This is a genomic window from Mitsuokella multacida DSM 20544, from assembly GCF_000155955.1.
Taxonomy (GTDB): domain Bacteria; phylum Bacillota; class Negativicutes; order Selenomonadales; family Selenomonadaceae; genus Mitsuokella; species Mitsuokella multacida.
In genome coordinates this window covers 1159893-1178350 of the sequence record NZ_GG697141.2, presented here as the reverse complement: position 1 = coordinate 1178350, position 18458 = coordinate 1159893, and the positions used below count along the sequence as shown (strand labels likewise).

17 protein-coding genes are annotated in these 18458 nt (G+C 55.2%); 6 read left to right on the top strand and 11 right to left on the bottom strand.

Annotation, left to right across the window (positions count from 1 at the left end; translation table 11 throughout):
- Positions 1 to 210 precede the first annotated feature (210 nt).
- Both MITSMUL_RS05445 and MITSMUL_RS05440 read left to right on the top strand, forming a co-directional pair.
- Positions 211 to 705, top strand: a complete 495-nt coding sequence (locus MITSMUL_RS05445) for a nitroreductase family protein (protein ID WP_005840706.1) — start codon at positions 211 to 213, stop codon at positions 703 to 705.
- A gap of 51 nt (positions 706 to 756) precedes the next feature.
- Positions 757 to 1386: a YczE/YyaS/YitT family protein gene (locus MITSMUL_RS05440; protein WP_156779534.1), complete on the top strand. Its 630-nt coding sequence runs from the start codon at positions 757 to 759 to the stop codon at positions 1384 to 1386.
- 55 nt (positions 1387 to 1441) lie between these two features.
- On the opposite strand, the gene MITSMUL_RS05435 is transcribed toward MITSMUL_RS05440, so the two are convergent.
- Positions 1442 to 2707, bottom strand: coding sequence for an oligosaccharide MFS transporter (locus tag MITSMUL_RS05435; protein ID WP_005840701.1), 1266 nt, complete (start codon positions 2705 to 2707; stop codon positions 1442 to 1444).
- A gap of 70 nt (positions 2708 to 2777) precedes the next feature.
- Positions 2778 to 4259, bottom strand: a complete 1482-nt coding sequence (locus MITSMUL_RS05430; protein WP_005840699.1) for a glycoside hydrolase family 32 protein — start codon at positions 4257 to 4259, stop codon at positions 2778 to 2780.
- 273 nt (positions 4260 to 4532) lie between these two features.
- Between MITSMUL_RS05430 and MITSMUL_RS05425 the strand changes: the two genes are divergently transcribed.
- Positions 4533 to 5507 (top strand): LacI family DNA-binding transcriptional regulator, encoded by a 975-nt coding sequence (locus MITSMUL_RS05425; RefSeq protein WP_005840697.1) that lies wholly within the window; start codon positions 4533 to 4535, stop codon positions 5505 to 5507.
- 164 nt (positions 5508 to 5671) lie between these two features.
- On the opposite strand, the gene gyrA is transcribed toward MITSMUL_RS05425, so the two are convergent.
- From gyrA to MITSMUL_RS05405, 4 genes are all read right to left on the bottom strand, one after another.
- Positions 5672 to 8098, bottom strand: coding sequence for a DNA gyrase subunit A (gene gyrA, locus MITSMUL_RS05420; RefSeq protein WP_005840691.1), 2427 nt, complete (start codon positions 8096 to 8098; stop codon positions 5672 to 5674).
- A gap of 239 nt (positions 8099 to 8337) precedes the next feature.
- Entirely contained in the window at positions 8338 to 9231 is an 894-nt protein-coding gene (locus tag MITSMUL_RS05415) for a Ppx/GppA phosphatase family protein (protein WP_340139628.1), read from the bottom strand.
- A 66-nt stretch (positions 9232 to 9297) separates the two neighbouring features.
- Positions 9298 to 10296 carry a pyridoxal-phosphate dependent enzyme gene (locus MITSMUL_RS05410; protein ID WP_040635552.1) on the bottom strand — a complete coding sequence of 333 codons (999 nt, stop codon included), beginning with the start codon at positions 10294 to 10296 and terminating at the stop codon, positions 9298 to 9300.
- Between the two features lie 260 nt (positions 10297 to 10556).
- Positions 10557 to 10748, bottom strand: coding sequence for a hypothetical protein (locus MITSMUL_RS05405; RefSeq protein WP_005840685.1), 192 nt, complete (start codon positions 10746 to 10748; stop codon positions 10557 to 10559).
- Here MITSMUL_RS05405 and MITSMUL_RS12720 point away from each other — a divergent pair.
- On the top strand, positions 10747 to 10914 hold the full coding sequence (locus tag MITSMUL_RS12720; RefSeq protein WP_005840683.1) for a hypothetical protein: 168 nt from the start codon (positions 10747 to 10749) through the stop codon (positions 10912 to 10914). The genes MITSMUL_RS05405 and MITSMUL_RS12720 overlap by 2 nt on opposite strands.
- Before the next feature lie 344 nt (positions 10915 to 11258).
- On the opposite strand, the gene MITSMUL_RS12320 is transcribed toward MITSMUL_RS12720, so the two are convergent.
- On the bottom strand, positions 11259 to 12545 hold the full coding sequence (locus tag MITSMUL_RS12320) for a pilus assembly protein TadG-related protein (RefSeq protein ID WP_005840681.1): 1287 nt from the start codon (positions 12543 to 12545) through the stop codon (positions 11259 to 11261).
- A gap of 138 nt (positions 12546 to 12683) precedes the next feature.
- Complete coding sequence (locus MITSMUL_RS05395) at positions 12684 to 13088, bottom strand: type II toxin-antitoxin system MqsA family antitoxin (RefSeq protein WP_005840679.1); 405 nt, start codon at positions 13086 to 13088, stop codon at positions 12684 to 12686.
- A gap of 188 nt (positions 13089 to 13276) precedes the next feature.
- Here MITSMUL_RS05395 and MITSMUL_RS05390 point away from each other — a divergent pair, with 188 nt between their 5' ends.
- Complete coding sequence (locus tag MITSMUL_RS05390) at positions 13277 to 13480, top strand: hypothetical protein (protein ID WP_005840677.1); 204 nt, start codon at positions 13277 to 13279, stop codon at positions 13478 to 13480.
- A 46-nt stretch (positions 13481 to 13526) separates the two neighbouring features.
- Here MITSMUL_RS05390 and MITSMUL_RS05385 read toward each other — a convergent pair whose 3' ends face one another.
- The 3 genes from MITSMUL_RS05385 to MITSMUL_RS05375 form a co-directional block, all read right to left on the bottom strand.
- The gene (locus tag MITSMUL_RS05385; protein ID WP_040635549.1) at positions 13527 to 14756 is read right to left on the bottom strand and encodes an RNA-guided endonuclease InsQ/TnpB family protein; all 1230 of its coding nucleotides are present in this window, start codon (positions 14754 to 14756) and stop codon (positions 13527 to 13529) included.
- Positions 14725 to 15342 carry an IS607 family transposase gene (locus tag MITSMUL_RS05380; protein WP_005840674.1) on the bottom strand — a complete coding sequence of 206 codons (618 nt, stop codon included), beginning with the start codon at positions 15340 to 15342 and terminating at the stop codon, positions 14725 to 14727. The genes MITSMUL_RS05385 and MITSMUL_RS05380 overlap by 32 nt, the downstream gene beginning before the upstream one ends.
- Before the next feature lie 374 nt (positions 15343 to 15716).
- A complete protein-coding gene (locus tag MITSMUL_RS05375) occupies positions 15717 to 17828 on the bottom strand; it encodes a BglG family transcription antiterminator (RefSeq protein WP_005840672.1) in 2112 nt (703 codons plus the stop codon).
- Between the two features lie 145 nt (positions 17829 to 17973).
- Between MITSMUL_RS05375 and MITSMUL_RS05370 the strand changes: the two genes are divergently transcribed.
- Positions 17974 to 18417 (top strand): PTS sugar transporter subunit IIA, encoded by a 444-nt coding sequence (locus tag MITSMUL_RS05370; protein ID WP_005840671.1) that lies wholly within the window; start codon positions 17974 to 17976, stop codon positions 18415 to 18417.
- The last annotated feature ends 41 nt before the right edge of the window (positions 18418 to 18458 follow it).

Genomic DNA, 18458 nt, shown 5'->3' with positions numbered 1-18458 from the left:
AATATCCTCCATCTATTTCGTCGTATCTCATAGGTTTTCCTTTTGCCGTAGCGGCTCATTTCAGCTGATGTGTTCATTGTATCCGCAATCGCATCCTTTGTGAAGAATGCACTTTATTGTATGATAGTAACCAAAAGGATAGTATTGAGGAGAGAGCCACATCTGCTATAATGAAAATAGATAACGACAACAGAGAAAGGATATGATATCATGAACGCCATCTTCACCCGTACGAGCGTCCGCAAGTTCGAGGACCGTCCCGTCGAGAAAGAGAAGATCGAGAAGCTGCTGCAGGCCGGTTTTGTCGCGCCGTCGGCGGGCAACCAGCAGCCCTGGGAATTCTATGTCGTGACGAAGCGCGAGACGATTGAAGCGCTTGCCAAGACGAGCCCCTATGCCGTATCGGCCGCTAAAGCTCCCGTCGTGCTCGTCATCGCCGCCCGCAAGGACGTCATCTTCCCGGGCATCACCGACATCGACTGCGCCATTGCCACGGAGAACCTCTGGCTTGAGCTCGAAGAACTCGGCCTCGGCGGCATCATGATGGCCGTTTCCCCCGTCCCGGACCGCATTGAGAAAGTCGGCAAGATCCTCAACCTGCCCGACAACCAGTACACCTTCGCCCTGCTGCCCTTCGGCTACCCCGTCGGCAAGAAACCACAGGTCGACCGCTACGACGCCAAGAAGATCCACTGGGTCGAGTAAATACATCCTCATGAAAGAAGGAATTGTTTGTCTACCTCAAAACGCTATCTATTGCTGGTCATAGCCGTCATGATCCAGTCAGCTGGCATTGCTCTCGTGGTCAAAAGCCTCTTGGGCACATCGCCAATCTCGAGCCTGCCGTATGTCCTGAGCCTGATCTCGCCGTTCACCTTTGGCCAGACGACGTTTGCCGTCAACATGGTCTTCGTCGTCTTTGAGCTCTTGATGCTGCGGCGCGATTTCCCGGCTGTCTTCTGGCTGCAGATCCCCGTGACGATCCTCTTCGGCTTCTGCATCGACTTCTTCATGCAGCTCTTCGCCATCGTACCGGAGGCCTACGCGCTCAAGCTGCTGCTCTGCCTGCTCGGCACGGCGCTCGTCGCGCTCGGCGTCGCGGGGCAGGGCATCGCCGATGTCCTCATGCTCGCCGGCGAGGGTGCCGTCTACGTCTTCGCGCGCAAAACAGGCATCGACTTCGGCAAGGTCAAGGTCGGCAACGACATCAGCCTCGTCGTGCTCGCCGCCATCGTCTCCGTGCTGACCATGGGCACCATCGAGGGCATCCGCGAAGGCACGCTGATTTCCGCGCTCTTGACCGGCATCATCGCCCGCTTCTACCTGCGCCACCTGAGCCGCATCGACGCCCACGGCCGCATCTATCTCGCGCCGCATAAATCATAAAAAAGACTCCGCTTCTGATGAACGCGGAGTCTTTTTCCTGTCAATATGTCGTATCTCAAAGCGGCTGGCCGTCGACCTGCTGGTCGTCTTTCTTGAGGATGACGAAAGCGTAGAGGCTGGCCACACAGACGATGCCGGAGATGACGAGGAAAGTGCTCTGGTAGCCGATGCTGTCATGCAGGGCGCCGAGCGGCGTCGAGAAGATAATCTGGCCGACCTGTGCAGCGATCTGGAAACCGACCATGTAGAGCGTCGCCGAGATGCGCGTGTCAAAGTGCAGCGTGAAGTAGCGGAAGACAGCGAGGATGAAGAGCGCCGTTTCCGGTGCGTGCAAGAGCTTGATGACGGCGACGCCAAGAGGATTCGTGACGAGGCCGCAGCCGCCGATGCGGACGATCATGATGGCGCAGCCGAGCAGGATGGCCTTGCGAACGCCGATACGGCGCATGAGGATCGGCACGAGGCCCATCATGAGGAATTCGAGGAAGACTTCGATGGAGTTGAGCACGCCGTAAGCCTGCTGGCCTGCTTCTGGCGTCGCGAAGAAGCGCGTGAAGAACTCCGGGAACATCTGCTGGTCAAAGACGGTGTAGAACGTCCAGCTCATGATGACGAAGACGATCATCTTCCAGACCTCGATGAGCTTGAACACGCCGACGATCTCGCCGAACGACGGCGTCTTGCTCTCCTTGATGCTCTCTGCCTTGACCTCGTACTGCGCCGTAAGCGAAGCGTCGTTCTCCGGCGTCATCGAGACCAAGACGATAAGCTGCACCGCCGCCACAGCGGAGCCCGTCCAGAAGATCAGGTTCGGGTTCATCGTGAAGAGGAAGCCTGCGCAGAGCGCTGCCACGGCATAGCCGAACGAGCCCCAGGCTCTGGCCTGGCCGTACTCAAAGGAGTAGCGGCGGCTCAGGCGCTCTGTGACCGCCTCAAAGACAGGGCAGGCCGCGAGGAACGCCACCGCGAGGTAGACGGCACCGACGACAGCGCCGACGTAGAAGTTCGCGGCGAGCATCGGCACGTAGACCCAGGTGAAGAACGGGCCGACGAGGATCTGGCAGACGGCGAAGAACTTCAGCATCGTCTTCTTCATGCCGAGCTTGTCCTGCAGGGAGCCGTAGACGAACATCAGGACGAGCGCGACCGCGCTGCCGAAGGAGTAAATCGTGCCGACCTGCGCGCCCGTGAAGCCCTGCTTCGTCGTCAGCCAGATCTGAAAGAACGACCACCAGATGCCCCAGCCCGCGAAGAACAGCAGGATCTCAAGCGAGCTCGTCCTGTAGAACGGATTCGAAAATGCCTTCAAGAGATTTCCCATGATGTGTTTCCCCTTTCCCCAAAAACACAAATCAGAAAAGCTAGATAAATGAGATTGACATCAGCAAGACTCAGGCGAAGATGTCGTCGAGCTCATAGAAGACGCCATCCGTCATGCGCACCGTGCCTTCCTGCGGCTCGAGCACGACGACGCGTTCCTCCGTCTTCGGGTAGAAGCGCGTGCTCATGACGATATCGCCGTCATTGAGGAAGAACTCCAGCGAGGAGCGGTCCTCGTAGACGCGCAGCGAGAGGTGCTCCTCGCCCGCCGGCAGCTGCGCGTAGCGCTCTTCCTTGCGCCCCGTTGCCGCCGACTTGCGCGAGAGCGTCACGAGGCCGCTCTCCTTCTCGACCATGAGCGATACGGTATCTTCAAAGCCGGCCGTGAAATGGAGGGCCACGCCCTTGGCATCGGTGAGATCGAGATCTGCGCAGAGCTCGCCCGTCTCATACGACCAATCGCCGAGGCTCGTCTCCTCGCTCAGGATGCATTCCGGCATCGTGTGCGCGGCCTTGCGCAGAGCCGTGAGCTCGCGTGCTGGCGGCGTCACGAGTCTGTCCTTGCGGTAGTGCAGCTCGCGCGGCACCGTCATCTGGCACGACCAGCCGTCGGCCTGCTCCGGCATCGCGCTCTCCCACATCGCGAGCCAGCCGATCATCACGCAGCGGCCGTCCGGCGTCTGCGTGACCTGCGGCGCGTAGAAGTCGAAGCCGTGGTCGAGGATGTGGAAGGCATCGTGGTAGAAGATGCCCGACTCGTAGTCCATTTTGCCGAGCATCGAGACCGACTGATGCAGGTTGAGGTAGCGCTTGCCCTCCGGATTGACGCCCTGCGGCGAGAGGATCAGCGCCTCGTGACCGTCGAACTCCGCGAAGTTCGGGCACTCCCACATGAAGCCCTGGTTGCCGTGTGCCTTGGCCATGACGTGCTTGAACTGCCAGTTCTCGAGGTCCTCCGACTCGAAGACGAGCACCTGGCCCACCTCGTCCGCCGTCTGCGCGCCGACGACCGCGTAGTAGCGGCCCTCGTGCTGCCAGACCTTCGGATCGCGGAAGTGATGGTCCTCGCCCGTCGAGACGCCCTCCGGCAGCGTGATGACCGGATTCTTTTCCGACTTCTCGAAGTGGATGCCATCGACGCTGACCGCGAGGTTCTGCGTCTCGATGCGGTCCGGCTGGCCTGGCTTCTTCAGCAGGTCGACATGGCCCGTGTAGAGCAGATAGAGCTTGCCGTCCTTCTCGATGCCGCTGCCCGTGAAGCAGCCATCTGCATCGTACGGATGGTCTGGGAAGAGGGCGACCGGTTGGCGCTGCCAATGCACGAGATCCTTGCTCGTCGCATGCGCCCAGTGCATCGGCCCCCATTTTGGCTCGTACGGGTAGTACTGATAGAAGAAATGGTACTGGCCGCCAAAGTAGGCAAAGCCATTCGGGTCATTGCACCAGCCGACGCGCGGCGCGATGTGGAAGCGCGGATACCAGCGCTTGTTGACCTCCGCCTCATGTGCCGCGATGAATGCATCCGGCGTGATCTCTTGCTGTTCGTCTGTCATCGTCTTCACCTCGTGTAGTTCTTATATCGAACCGATTCGATAAATACGTCTGGAAAATCGAAGCAGTCTTCTCGCATTCAGTCGCATGTCGAACCGCTTCGATGCTTTTATTATATTCACTTTCATCGTACATGTCAATCATTTCATCGTATTTATTTTTCTTGTCATTGTCATTCAATTTATCTGAAAATACTGTTTCTATAAGTAAAAGATATGCAACAAAACCGAGATTGTGATAGACTAAACACAAGACCAGATGAAAGGACTGCTCCTATGGCAAGAATCAAAGATGTCGCCAAGCTCGCTGGCGTCAGCACCAGCACGGTTTCTCTCGTGCTCAACAACAAGGGATACGTCTCAGCCGCCACGCGGGCCAAGGTCGAGGCCGCCGTCCAAGAGCTCCACTACGTGCCGAGCGAAGTCGGGCGCAACCTCTCGCTCAACCGCACGAACCTCATCGGCGTCATCATCCCGGACGTCGCTCACCCCTTTTTCGCCGCCCTGCTGCACGAGATTGAGATAGCTCTCTACGATTACGGCTACAAGACGATGATCTGCTCGACGGGCGAGAAGAAGAACGCCGAGCTCGCCTTCCTCGACATGCTGCGCCGCCATACGATGGACGGCCTGATCATCGGCGCCCATGCCCTGCACATCGAGAACTACCAGCACATCGAGCTGCCCGTCATCGCCTTCGACCGCTACCTCTGCGACGAAATCCCGATCATCCGCGCTGACCACCATCAGGGCGGCCAGCTGGCCGCCAATGCGCTGCTGAAGCGCCATCCGCACCATGTCGTGCAGATCACCGGAGCTCCAACCGTCCACACGACGGCCCACGAACACGAGGACATCTTCGCGCAAGTCATCAAGCAGGCCAGCGTCCCGCTCGACACGATCGTCATGCCGGCCAACGCCCTGCAGCCCAAGGATTTCTCCATAGCCGCCCGCGAGGTCTTTGAGCGCTACCCCGACGTCGACGCCATCTCCGGCACGGACCTCGGCGCCATCTGCGCGTTGCGTGAGGCCAGCCGACGCGGCCGCCGCTGCCCCGACGACCTCTCCATCGTCGCCTACGACGGCACCTACCTGACGCGCCTCGGCCCGCAGACCATGACTGCCGTCGTCCAGCCCATCCCCACCCTTGGCCGGCGTGCCGCCGAAGCCATCGTGCGCCGCATCCGCCACAAAGAGCTCCCCTCGCTCCAGCCGCTCCCGATGGGTTTCCAGCAGGGCGAGACCTGCTGATTCACCAATACGAATAGAGAACATCCTGATACAGAAAAGGGCTATCCCCGAGCAATCTTGCTCGAAGGGATAGCCTTTTCTATACTTGATTCATTTACTGAGCATCCTGAACATCTTGAACATCCTGTATACTGAGATACTGAGCATCCAAGAGCGGAGCGCACTCAGTTCTTCTGGTCCATGACGGCCATCGAGGCGACGATGTCGTTCTCGCCAGTCGACATGAGCTTGACGCCCTGGGTATTGCGGCTGATGACGGAGATGTCGGAGATGTTCGTGCGGATGACGATGCCCTCCGTCGTGATGAGCATGAGCTCCTGGTCCGGATGGACGACGCGCAGTCCGATGACATCGCCCGTCTTCTCCGTGACCTTGAGGTTGATGAGGCCCTTGCCGCCGCGGTTCTGGGCGCGGTACTCGCTCGTCTCCGTGCGCTTGCCGTAGCCCTCAGCCGTGACCGTCAGCACCTCGGCGTTTGGCGAGAGCGTATCCATGCCGATGACCTCATCGCCGTCGTTAAGGCTGATGCCCTTGACGCCGCGGGCCGCGCGGCCCATCGCGCGCACATCGTCCTCACCGAAGACGATGGCCATACCCCACTTCGTGCCGAGGATCATGTCGCGCTCGCCGTCCGTGAACTTGACGCCGATGAGCTCGTCATCGTCGTCGAGGTTGATGGCATTGAGGCCACCCTTGTGCAGGTTCTTGAACTCGACGAGGCTCGTCTTCTTGACGATGCCCTTCTTCGTCGCCATGAACAGGTAGGCGTCCGGATTAAAGCCCTTGACCTGGATGACGGCCGTGATCTTCTCGTCCTTCTCAAGCTGCAGCAGGTTGATGATGGCCGTGCCCTTCGCCGCGCGGCTTGCCTCTGCGATCTCGTACGCCTTGAGATGGTAGACGCGGCCGCGATTCGTGAAGAACAGGATTGTGTGGTGCGTCGTCGTGATCAAGAGGTTCTCGACGAAATCCTTCTCCTTCGTCGGCATGCCCTTGATGCCCTTACCACCGCGATTCTGGCGGCGGTAGGTGTCGAGCGCCATGCGCTTGATGTAGTTGTTGTGCGTCAGCGTGATGACGACATCTTCCTCGGCAATGAGGTCCTCGACGTCGATCTCGCTCGTGTCGACCGTCAGGCGCGTACGGCGCGCATCACCGAACTTCGCCTTGACTGCCTTGAGCTCATCCTTGATGATGGCGAGGATGCGGCCCTCGTCCGCGAGGATGGCCTTGTACTCCTCGATGGCCTTCAGGACTTCCTGATACTCCTCCTCGATCTTCTCGCGCTCGAGGCCCGTCAGGCGCTGCAGGCGAAGGTCGAGGATGGCCTGAGCCTGCTTCTCCGAGAGCTTGAAGCCCGAGATCAGGGCTGCGCGCGCGATGTCAGCCGTGCGGCTCTCGCGGATCGTCGTGATGACGGCATCGAGGTGGTCGAGGGCAATCGTCAAGCCCTCCAAGATGTGGGCGCGCGCCTCTGCCTTCTTGAGGTCGTAGCGCGTGCGCCGCGTGATGACATCTTCCTGATGCGCGATGTAGTAGTGCAGGACTTCCTTGAGGTTCAGGATCTTCGGCTTGCCGTCGACGAGCGCCAGCATGATGACGCCGAAGCTGTCCTGCAGCTGCGTGTGCTTGTAGAGCTGATTGAGGATGACGTTCGCGTTCGCGTCGCGGCGCAGGTCGATGACGATGCGCATGCCGCCGCGGTCCGACTCATCGTTGAGCGCCGTGATGCCCTCGATCTGCTTGTCGCGCACGAGCTGCGCGATCTTCTCGACGAGGCGCGCCTTGTTGACCTGATACGGCAGCTCCGTGACGATGATGCGCGGCTTGCCGTTCGACAGCGTCTCGATGCGGGCGTTCGCGCGCATCTTGATGACGCCGCGGCCTGTCGTGTACGCCTGGCGGATGCCGTCCTGACCTAGGATCAGGCCAGCCGTCGGGAAATCCGGTCCCTTGATGACCTTCATGAGGTCGTCAATCGTCGCATCCGGATGGTCTATGAGCATCAGCGTGCCATCGATGACCTCGCACATGTTGTGCGGCGGGATGTTCGTCGCCATGCCGACCGCGATGCCCGACGTGCCGTTGACGAGCAGCTGCGGGAACTTCGCCGGCAGTACCTCCGGCTCCTTCAGCGACTCATCGTAGTTCGGCGTGAAGTCGACCGTTTCCTTGTCGATGTCCTGCAGCATGAGCTCCGCAATCTTCGACATGCGGACCTCGGTGTAACGCATGGCAGCCGCCGGGTCGCCATCGACCGAGCCGAAGTTGCCGTGACCATCTGCGAGCATGTAGCGCATGGAGAAATCCTGCGCCATGCGCACGATTGCATCGTAGACCGACGAATCGCCGTGCGGATGATATTTACCGAGGACTTCACCGACGATACGGGCCGATTTCTTGTAGGGCTTGTTCGAGCCCATGCCCGCCTCCTGCATCGCGTAAAGGATGCGGCGGTGTACTGGTTTCAAGCCGTCCCGGACATCCGGCAGAGCACGCGCGACGATGACACTCATAGCGTAGTCGATGTACGAGTTCTTCATCTCGTGTTCCAGGTTGACCGGCACGATCTTTCCCTGACCAAAATCCACAATCTCACCTCAAAATCTCAAAACAAAAACATGTATTCTAGCAAAATCATTTAGCATTTAATTATACCATTTTTCTAGGAGAAAGTCCATCAGAGCGCATGATACACGGGACTTTCAAGATCTTCCCGGAAATAGCGAGGCCCATCGGTCAGTCACACCGATGGGCCTTTGTGTTTCATGATGTTGTCCGACATCACTCTATTAATATCCTAGGTTAATATGGATATTTCGTCAATATTTTACTTCAATACCTCCGAATAGATGTAGCCCTCGCGCACGCCGGAATCGCTGTAGGTGATCTCCTTGCAGTGGAAGCGCGCGGCGAGCACCTCGGCGATGATGAGCCCCGGAATGACTGTGTGGATGCGGTCCGGCACCGTCTTCATCAACATCGCCGTCATCGCCTCATTGATGCCGTGTTCGTCCGTGAAGCGCTCGATGAGCGCCTCGAGGCGGGCGGCTTCCATCTTCACATTGTCGATGGGCTTCTCGTACAGCGCATTGTAGAGCGCCGTCGCGCCCTTGAACGTGCCGCCGATGCCCGCGATCGACGCCTCGCGGACGTCCGCGAAGGCCGTGGCCGCTCTGAGCGTCGCCTCCGCCTCCTCGCGCATCGCCTCGCATTCCGCCTTCGTCGGCAGCATGCCGTGCACGTACTTCGTGCGGAAGGCCAGCGAGCCGATTGGCAGGCTGATCTTCTGCTCGATCTTGCCCGCGCTGTAGGAGACGATCTCCGTGCTCGCGCCGCCGATATCGATGAGCAGGCCTGCGTCCTCATTGAGGTCGTGCGTCGCGCCGATGAAGTCGTACGTCGCCTCCTCGTCGCCCGTGATCACGCGGATCGGCAGCCCCGTGCGCCGCTCGATCTCGCCGACCGCCGCCGCGCTGTTCTTCGCATTGCGCAGCGCCGCCGTCGTGAACGCCACGACATGCGTGATGTTGAAGGCGAGCAGGAAGGCCCGAAACTCCTTGAGGATCTCCACCGCCTTGTCGATGCCCTGCTGCTGCATGACGCCGTCCCTAAGATACGCCGCCAGCCCGACCGTGTGCTTCTTCTTCATGAGCATCTCGACATGCGTGCCTTCGATGCGATAAATCGCCATGCGGACCGTGTTCGATCCGATATCAATCATTCCGTATAACATGGTACTCCCCTCGGCTCACTGCCCAATCCTCTCAATCCCAGATGCCCAAGCGACTCAACGCTTCAGGCCATTGCCCGTCAGCGGGATGACGACCTTGTAGTTGTCCGGCTTGCCGTTCTCGAAGAACTGCACCGCGCCCGCGAGCGCCGCCGCCGACGTCATCTCGACGTAGATGCCGCGATGGCTCAGGTATTTCTGCGCCTTGAGGATGTCCTTGTCCGGCACCGTGATGACATCGCCGCCCGAATCGCGGATGGCCTTTACCATCTCCTTGAGGCGCTTCGGCTTCGTGATGCGGATGGCCTCCGCGATCGTCGTGCGCTTCGGCGAAGCCGGCACCTCATGGTACGCCTCGTAGAGCGGCGCGCACTTCGACGACTGCACCGCGACGAAGTGCGGCAGCCGCCCGATCTCCATGAAGCCGAGGAACAGCCCGATGAGCATCGTGCCATTGCCGACCGGCATGAAGATGTAATCCGGCACATGGTGGCCGAGCTGGTCGTAGAGCTCATGCGCCATCGACTTGATGCCCTCAAAGAACAGAGGGTTGTAGACGTGCGACGCGTAGTACGCATCGCCGAGGTTCTGCTTGACCGCCGCGCACGCCTTCATGCGGCCATTGGCCACCTTCACGATCTTCGCGCCGTACGCCTCAATCTGCTTGACCTTCTCCTGCGAGATGTCGTCCGGCGTGTAGACCGTGCACTCCATATCCGCAGCCGCCGCATACGCCGCCATCGAAGCGCCCGCATTGCCCGACGAGTCCAGCGCGATCTTCTTGATGCCGAGGTCGTGCAGCGCATTGATCATGCCGCAGGCCCCGCGGTCCTTGAACGACCCCGTCGGCAGCAGATGCTCCATCTTGAGCAGGAAGTCGAGCTTGCCGACCTGGAATGGCACGAGCGGCGTCACGAACTCGCCGAGCGAGATCTCGTGCTTCACCACCGCCTCATGCGGGTCCTTGTGCAGGCGGAACATGCCGCCGCAGTCACATTTGTACGAATGCGTATTCAATGGGTATTCTTTCTTGCAGTCTTCACAGTAGAAGTACATGCGGATCGCTTCCTTTCCCTTGACGAACATGTACGATGAATTGACGTTCCACGTCCGGCCATTCGTCTTGCCTATACCTAAAGAGATTCGTCACGCGGGCCCCCATCCCCTCTAAAATCTTGTGCATCTTGTTAAAAATCTTTGCCGGCCGCTGAGATTAACCGACTTCTCATCCTGCCTCTAATTTTTGCTTGAGAATCATTTGCTATCAACGAGACGGGCACCGGTGTCAAGCAGGACTACACCAAGGCGCGACAGCTCTATGAGAAAGCCGCCGCGCTCTCCGGCACCAACGAGACGAGCACCATCTCCGAGGAATCCGGCCGCAAGATCACGACGCGCGTCAGCCCCGGCAGCGCCCTCGACATCCAGGACGGTGTCACGAAGATCGACACCTCCACCATCTGGACACCCGTCACCGCCATCGACTTCTCCGCCCAGCACGACACCATGATCGAGAACGCCGACGGCAAGACCCTCTACCAGCGCGGCCGCGTCCGCCCCGGTGACGAGACCAAGAACGCCCCCGAGACCATCCCCACCGGCCAGCGCATGGTTTACACCATCGACGGCTTCCCCGTCACCTACATCGAGCCCACATCAACCAGCAGCAAATAACAAAATTTCTCAGCCCCTATTGAAATGCTCCCCCATTTGTTGTAATATAGTCATGGGAGACCTACTACATCTAGTATGTGGTAGGTGGCAGAAGGTATAGAGGCGGCAAAAGCGGGAACGTTCGGTTGTTCCCGCTTTTGTATTGCACAAAATAAGTCCAATGGGCCATCCCAGATAAAACACTTGCCCTAGCAAGCAGATATGATATACTAGAGACTGTAGGATATGCACGAGAACACCATTATACTAAAAAGGCACCTCCAAGGACGGTAACCCAGGAGGTGCCTTTTTGCATCCTTATAAAAAAGGATTTTAGAAATTCCGTACAGAAATACAATGCCTGATTATTTAATTAACGACACCTTTTTCTCTCCGCTAGTTCCAGGTAATCCAGATTCTTCTTTAAAAAAATTATATCCAGTAATTTTCTGTCCCCCGGATGACATGTACAGTGTTTGTGCAACAATACTACCACGCACATGAGCTGCATTACCATTAATTGTAACAGTTCCTTCCGGAGCATAAATCATAGCATTAAGTGGGATATCATTAGGAACGGTAATACTTCCGTGCAATGATATAAGTACTAAATACTCATTATCTTTAGGTGGTGGAGAATGCTCAAAGCTAGCACTAATATTTCCACTTACGATTATCACTCTATAATACCTATTTTCAGGAGGTATTCCTCCTGCATCATCGATGCTTACTATTGTATCACCCTGAGGACATAAATCCGGATAAACTCCTGCATGTGATGAAGAAAAATTGTAATCTTTATTAGGTCTATCATCGTAATATATGTGTTCTTTTTCTCTATCTTTTATAGCCATATCACGATAATTACGAATCATTTTTTCAATTCCGCTATTAGAGTCTATCCTAATATCAGCGATTCCGTTATTTTTATTATAATCATGGATATCTGTAAATGTTTTTCCATCTGGCGTAGCAAAAGCTAATGGTTTGTTATCCCATGCTTTATTAGACCAAACCTGTTTATTTAATGGTACAGCAGAATAAATCTTCCCATCTAAAGTATTGACTCTATCATTCCAAAATAATATTGATCCATTAGTTAATATATTTCCTTTAATATTCATTCCTGATGACACCATAAATATGCTAGGATTACCAGTTTCATAAGATTTATTAGCAACAGTTATTGCATAATTAAACATATCATCAGTAGGTAATGATTCTTTTTCCTTTGAGACTTTAGCCTTTGCTGTAGCATATACTGGTATCGTATCGATATCAAACAACTTCAAGAAGGATGCTTCTACACTGCTCCGCAATGTTACATCCAATTCATCTTTCTGTTTATCCGTATGATAATTCAGCGTTTCGAACTTATCTGGGAAGTCATCGCCTGTCTGATACGAATAACTAGTAAAATGTGGATCAAGATTCGTCTTCAGATACTTAAGGACGACATCATCGGCCTGGTTGTCGTCAAGGTGATATGCTCCGGCCAAAGCAGCTGCATCTGCTGCGTTCTGCAGCTGCGAGCGGCGCACATAGGCGCTGCCAAAGTCAACGGCCATCCCCGTGAACGCGATGATAAAAGGCAGCAGAAAAGCCGTCAGTACCAGGATTGCCCCCTGCTGTCCTCTGCGATGTCCCTTCATCTCTGCGCCCTTCTTTCCTAAAACCGATTGTTCTCTTCTAGTATAGCAGTCCGCCCGCCCCGCCGCAACGAAAAAAGGACTGCTCCATCGAAGCACTCCTTCATCCGCCCGCACACTGACATACCGAGTACCTCGTCATCACATGATGGTCTGCAACAACGACGGCTGGACAGCTAAGACACGCAACAGGTTCGAGATAGCACGGCTCGGCAGGATCTCATCGCTTTCGTACTTCTGGAAAGCCTTCTTTCCGCCGCCAAGAATCGTACCGGCCTGCACCTGCGTCAACTTCAATTTCTTGCGGATGGCACGGATCTCCATCGGCTTCAAGAGATGCTCTGATTCCGCTTTCAACTGATTCAGCGCCTTGTCATAGACCTTCATGTCATCATCCGTAAAAGTCCCCTCATCATTATCCTTCGGATACCAGCCTGGCATCGAGAAGGTCATCTGATGCCCTGCATACGAGATAGTCATGGGCCGCACATCTCTCACAAGCTCCTCGCCAGTCTCAACATCGTACTTCTTTTCCTTATCATCCATCAGTATCACCTCATTTTTCCATAATGCTCTTTTCAGGTACTGCGCATCCTACTCGAGCAGAAAGCGCTGTTGTCAATCCCCACGAATCCTAGTAGAATGGAGATAGAAAGGCAGGTGGGAGAATGAGTTTATCGGAAGAAGCGCTGTACGGCAACCGCAATGCTGCCTACGATTAGGCGGCGAAGAAGGTGCTTTCCCAGAAGAAGATTCTCGCATTCATCCTGAAGCGCATGGTCGAGGAATTCAAGGACGAATCAGTACAGGACATCATGACGAAGTACATCGAAGATACACCGCGCATCAGTCAGGTGCCGGTTCACCCGGATGAGACGAATCAGGAAATCGAGCGCATCCAAGGCAACAACGTTATATTTATTATAAATAACAAATAATGATATTCGTATTTTTAATAAATTTTACTGTTCACTCTTTCTCGCATCAGGCGCAGCCGGAGCTGCAACAAGTGCTCATCGAAAGGGCTACTACAGTTGGGCGTAACGCTACGCCCTCTATCCCGTCTGCGTTCACGTTCGGGAATACTTTTCGCATGATCTGGTAGGCACCATTGATGTCGGCATTGATTTTCCGGCCATCGTTTGCTTGGAACAGTCCGCGATGAACACGGCGTGACTTGTCATAGCGGTCTTTGGCCGGAGCCTCGCCATCCAAAAACGACGTGCCGCTCGTATAGCTTTCCTCAGTCAGCACGACCTTCATACCGATTGCCTCAGCCTTGTACTGGAGCATCTGGATGAAGCGGGCGAAAGGCAACTGCACGAAGTTCTGGTTGACTTTGCGGCCAAGATTTGCTTTCTGTTTCCAGCCCTTATTCTTGCCGACGACCAGTACCGACACATCCTGCTCTGCGCACAAGTCAATGACCTTGCGGCTTGCTTTATGCAGGTAATCCTCGACCTTGCGATTCCGCTTCGCTGTGAGCCGCGCGATTCGCTTGGATGAATGGCGTCCATTCATCAGCTCACAGATGCTCCTGCGCTTGGCCATCTGCTTGTTGTAGTACTGATTGACTGACTTGAGCGGCGTCCCCTTGAGCAGGACAGGTCGCTCGCCTGTGTTCCAAGCCAGCGCCGCGAGATTGTCGACGCCGATATCGATGGCGGCATACTTTCCATTGTCGGCTTTCTCCTCGACTTTCGGCAACTCATAGACGAGCGCCAGATCAATCTCCCCACCATGCGGGATAATGCGTGCCTGCTTGAACACAGCTTCTGGCTGACTGGCGAAGATGGCCTTTACCGTGAATCCTTGGAAGGTTCGAGGAAAACGGATGACTCCGTCCTTGAGCTTGCAGTTCTGATTTGTCAGCACCAGCGGGAAATAGCCGTCTTTCGGCTTGTACTTCTCGGGATGCGCTTTCCAGTCCTTGATGGCCGCGAAGAAGGAGGTCCAGTTCTTGTCTAGCAGTCGAAGCGTCTGCTGTGCCGTCTGCGCAGTCGGCATCTCCCGATAGTCGGGGTAGTCTTTATCAGCCTTCAGCAAACGGTCGACTTCGCCATAGCGCAGCCATTTGCCATCTTCAATGAATGTTTGACGAATCAGGAAATTTCCGTGATTGTACAGATTCTTAGAACGATGACAGAATTCGCGCAGCATGGCGTAGAACGGTGAAGAAGGTTTAAGCCGGTGGCGTTCCACTCGTTTCATCATCCTCTATCGCCTCCTTGTTCTTCTTCGGCTTCCTATGGCTGGAATCCAGCTTCATGGAGTAACAATGCAGAAGACTCACCATATCCTCGAACACTTCTTGAGAGTCAAGTTTTTCAGAGCCGACCTCACTCATGACGACCAGCTCACAGTTGTATTTCTGGAACAGATAGTCGAGCAAGTCATATGCATCGCGTGAAAGCCTATCCTTGTAGGTTACGACTATACGCTCGACACGCCCAGCAAGGACATCATCCAAAAGGTCGAACAAGCCCTTCCGCTTCTCGAAGTTGATGCCACTGGCAATATCCGAGAATACGCCATTGACGGTGTAGCCCTTCGTGAGACAGAACTGTTTGAGCTGCTGGATCTGGTTCTTGAGGTCAAGTTTCTGCTTGGGCGTAGCGACACGGGCATAGATGTAGGTCTTGCGCTTTTCCTTCTTGTTGAGGAACTTGTAGACATCTTCCTCGTTGTAGTCATAATGGCCATTGGGCATGACATGGACACGGATAATCCCTGTCTTGACATACTTCGTGAGTGTCGGTCTGGTAACTTGCAAGATGCGAAGAACATCTTTAGAAAACATATGGACTCACCTCCTTATAGATAATTATAACATATTTTAATATAATTATCTATAGATTTGGTGTGGTTGATTTTATATCTTTACTATATAATAAAGCCGTTAGAAGGAATGTCTAACAAGACGTATACCAACTGAAAAGACCTCAGCCGGAGTGATAACCGGCTGAGGTCTTTTTGCATTTGGCTCCTCTTGCAGCAATGTTTAGGTAGAGGCCGATTTTCTTTGCGCGGACCTGTAGTGATTTTTGGCAAAGGCTCGGGTAGGCGCACTTCCGCATTTCAGCACCTGAAATGCCCTCTGAACCCAGACGTGGTCTGGCTTCGCAGGCCTTGAAAATACTGTCGGCGACCTTCGTCCCCTGAACCTGCCGTTGGCTATTGATTTGCGTTTGCGTCTACGGTCGCCCAGATAAAGGATTCTAGTTCCTGCTGGCTGTTTCTGGTGAACAGGGTCTTGCACCACTCTGTGTCGTTCAGCTTTTGGAGCAGCAGTGCCAAGAAATCGAGATGATCGTTCTGGTTCTGTGGGGCCAGGCAGATGATGCAGCGGATTTCTTTGCCGCTCTGCATCGTGATGGGCTTCTCGAATAAGGTGAGTGCAGCGGAGCTGGCGAGGACGCCGTCTTTTGTCTTGGCATGTGCGAGCAGGACGCCTTTGCCGAGCACCATGTAATCGCCGTAACGGGCGAGCAGCGCAATGATGCGGTCGATGTAACTTTGGACGATGAAGTGGCCCTGCAGGAGCGGCTGGCATGCGTACTGGATGGCATTTTGCCAGGCTGGTTTCGCATGTTTCGCGGCGGCAGGAATCTCGCCGCTGCAGTAGGTTACGTACTTCAGCAGGGAGTCCGACTGACTCTGTCGACTGCGGATTTTCATCTGATGGTTCTTCCGGTAGAAGTAGTCGTTCAGTCCTCTTAGCAGGCCATTCATGTCTTCGATCTTTGCATAGTCCGAGATGATAGCGACGATTTCTCGCACGTTCTCGCGCAGGCCGGTATCGATGGGAAAATCCAATTCGGCCAGGCGATTGTGAAGTTCCTCCCATTCCTGTGTTGTCGGCAATGGCGATATCGACAGCACGGGGCAAGGGATGTTTTGGAAATACTGCCGTGATGTTGTCGTGATCACGAGGCCGACGTCATCGAGTGGGAACTGCAGGCATTCGGCGGTGCTGAGCGGACCGGTGAAGTGCACCTGCGGATAGCGGCTGCGCAGCTGCAGCAGCAGGAACTGTGATGTGCCGATGCCACTGGAACAGACGACGAGGATTTGGCGCTGTTGGAGTTCTTCGGTTTGCTGGACAACTGCGCCACCGAAGTAGGTCGCAATCAGGGCAATCTCATCATCTGAGAAGTCGGCGTGCCAAAGGTATTCCTGTGATTTGACCGCTGTTTTGGTCAGATAGAACAGGCTCTGGTAGTCCTGCTTGATTTTAGACAGCATCGGATTGTGGTAGCGGATTCCGTTCTGCAGACGATGATAGGCCGAGATGAGATGGACCGTCAGACGGTCTACGAGGACCTTTTGCTCCTGCGTGATGTCCAGACCGGAAAGCGAGGCAAAGCGGCTGGCCAGATGGTCGGCAAAGTGATGCAGACTGTCGTAAAGTGCATCCTTCTGTGAGACGGAGGTCACTGCCTGTTGGCGCATGAGGCGACACAAGTATTGGCACTCATCCGTGTCATTTATGTCGTGGCGAGCGAGAAAGGCTTCGGCCCAATCGCGTATCCGGTCCTCTTCTTCGGACCATGTTGTCTGCGTCAGGGATACCCGATCTCCGTTCACCAGCCGCTGGTCGTACCAGGTGAGGAAGTACATCATGAAATGATGGGCGTCGTCGGTCAGGCTGCTGCCCACGAGGTCTTCGTACGACTGCAGCAAGGCAGGAAGATCGGGCGAATAACTCAAAGTATAATATTTTTCAAGCAAGTGCAAGATGGCGGCGAAGTTCTCGATGATCCATCGCCTTTTTGCCAGCTCACTTCCTTCTATGATGCGTCCGCGCGGTGTGACGCGGACTTGGAAGGAAGCTTTTTTGTTGTAGACTTCCAGACGGCGCAGTTCCTGCAGGACGGTGTTCCGCGCGACTTGGAAGATGTCCATGAAGTCTTGGAGCGAGATGCCGGGTTCTGTGATCAGCATGTAGTCCAGCAGTCGGTTGCGGTCGTCTAGATGAAGGTCTTTCAACGGAATCCGCATCTCCTGCGGATGCGTCAGGACGTTGCAGACGACGGGCTCTTGCTCATAGCTGCGCAAGGCGTTCTTCCCCTGCTCTTCCAGATAATACCCCTGTCCCTTCTTGTTCTGGATGATGGGGATACCCTGCTCGGACAGGGCGTGATTGACTTTCTTGATCAGGTAGAGGATGCTGCGCCTGGACAGCTGCAGCGCCTCCTGAAGCCCCTCGATGGATATAGCATGGTCATTTTGCTGCAGCAGATTCAGCAGCTTATCACCGTTCTTGAACGGACAAAAGGATAACATGATTTGGCCCCCTGTAGGTTGATAGCATCATCATAGTTCAGTTATTGCACTTTTGTCAAATCCTTATTGCACTTGTTTGAGCCTGCGGTTGCGTCTAAAATAGGCACTGTAATAAGGAACAAGCCACAGTGAAAGGAGGAAATGCATGATGGAGCTATTCAGTGAACAATATGTTCAGTACATCGATCAGGAGCATGTATCTTGGCAGAACATGATCCAGATGGCTGGTCAGCCGCTCCTGGACGATGGCTTGATTGCACAGGAGTACGTCGATGAGATCATCACGACGTGCACGGAAAAAGGGCCGTACATGAACATCGGGCCGAACATCGTGTTGGCACATGCAAGGCCGCTGCCTTCCACCAAGAAAGCCGTGATGGCACTGCTGCTAAGCAAGCAGCCGGCAGCCCTGCTGGATGACCCAGCCCATACGGCGCGCCTCTGGATTTTCCTGGCGACTCCGGATGATCGGAGCCACATCGAGTTGATCCAGAAACTGGCTACCTTGTTGATGGACGCCGATCGTGTTCAGCGTGTTTTAGCAGCAAACTCGCAGGAAGAACTGCTCGGCAGTCTTCGTGCTGAATAAAGAAATCATTTACCATCTGTCATTCATAGTTTAGGAGGAAT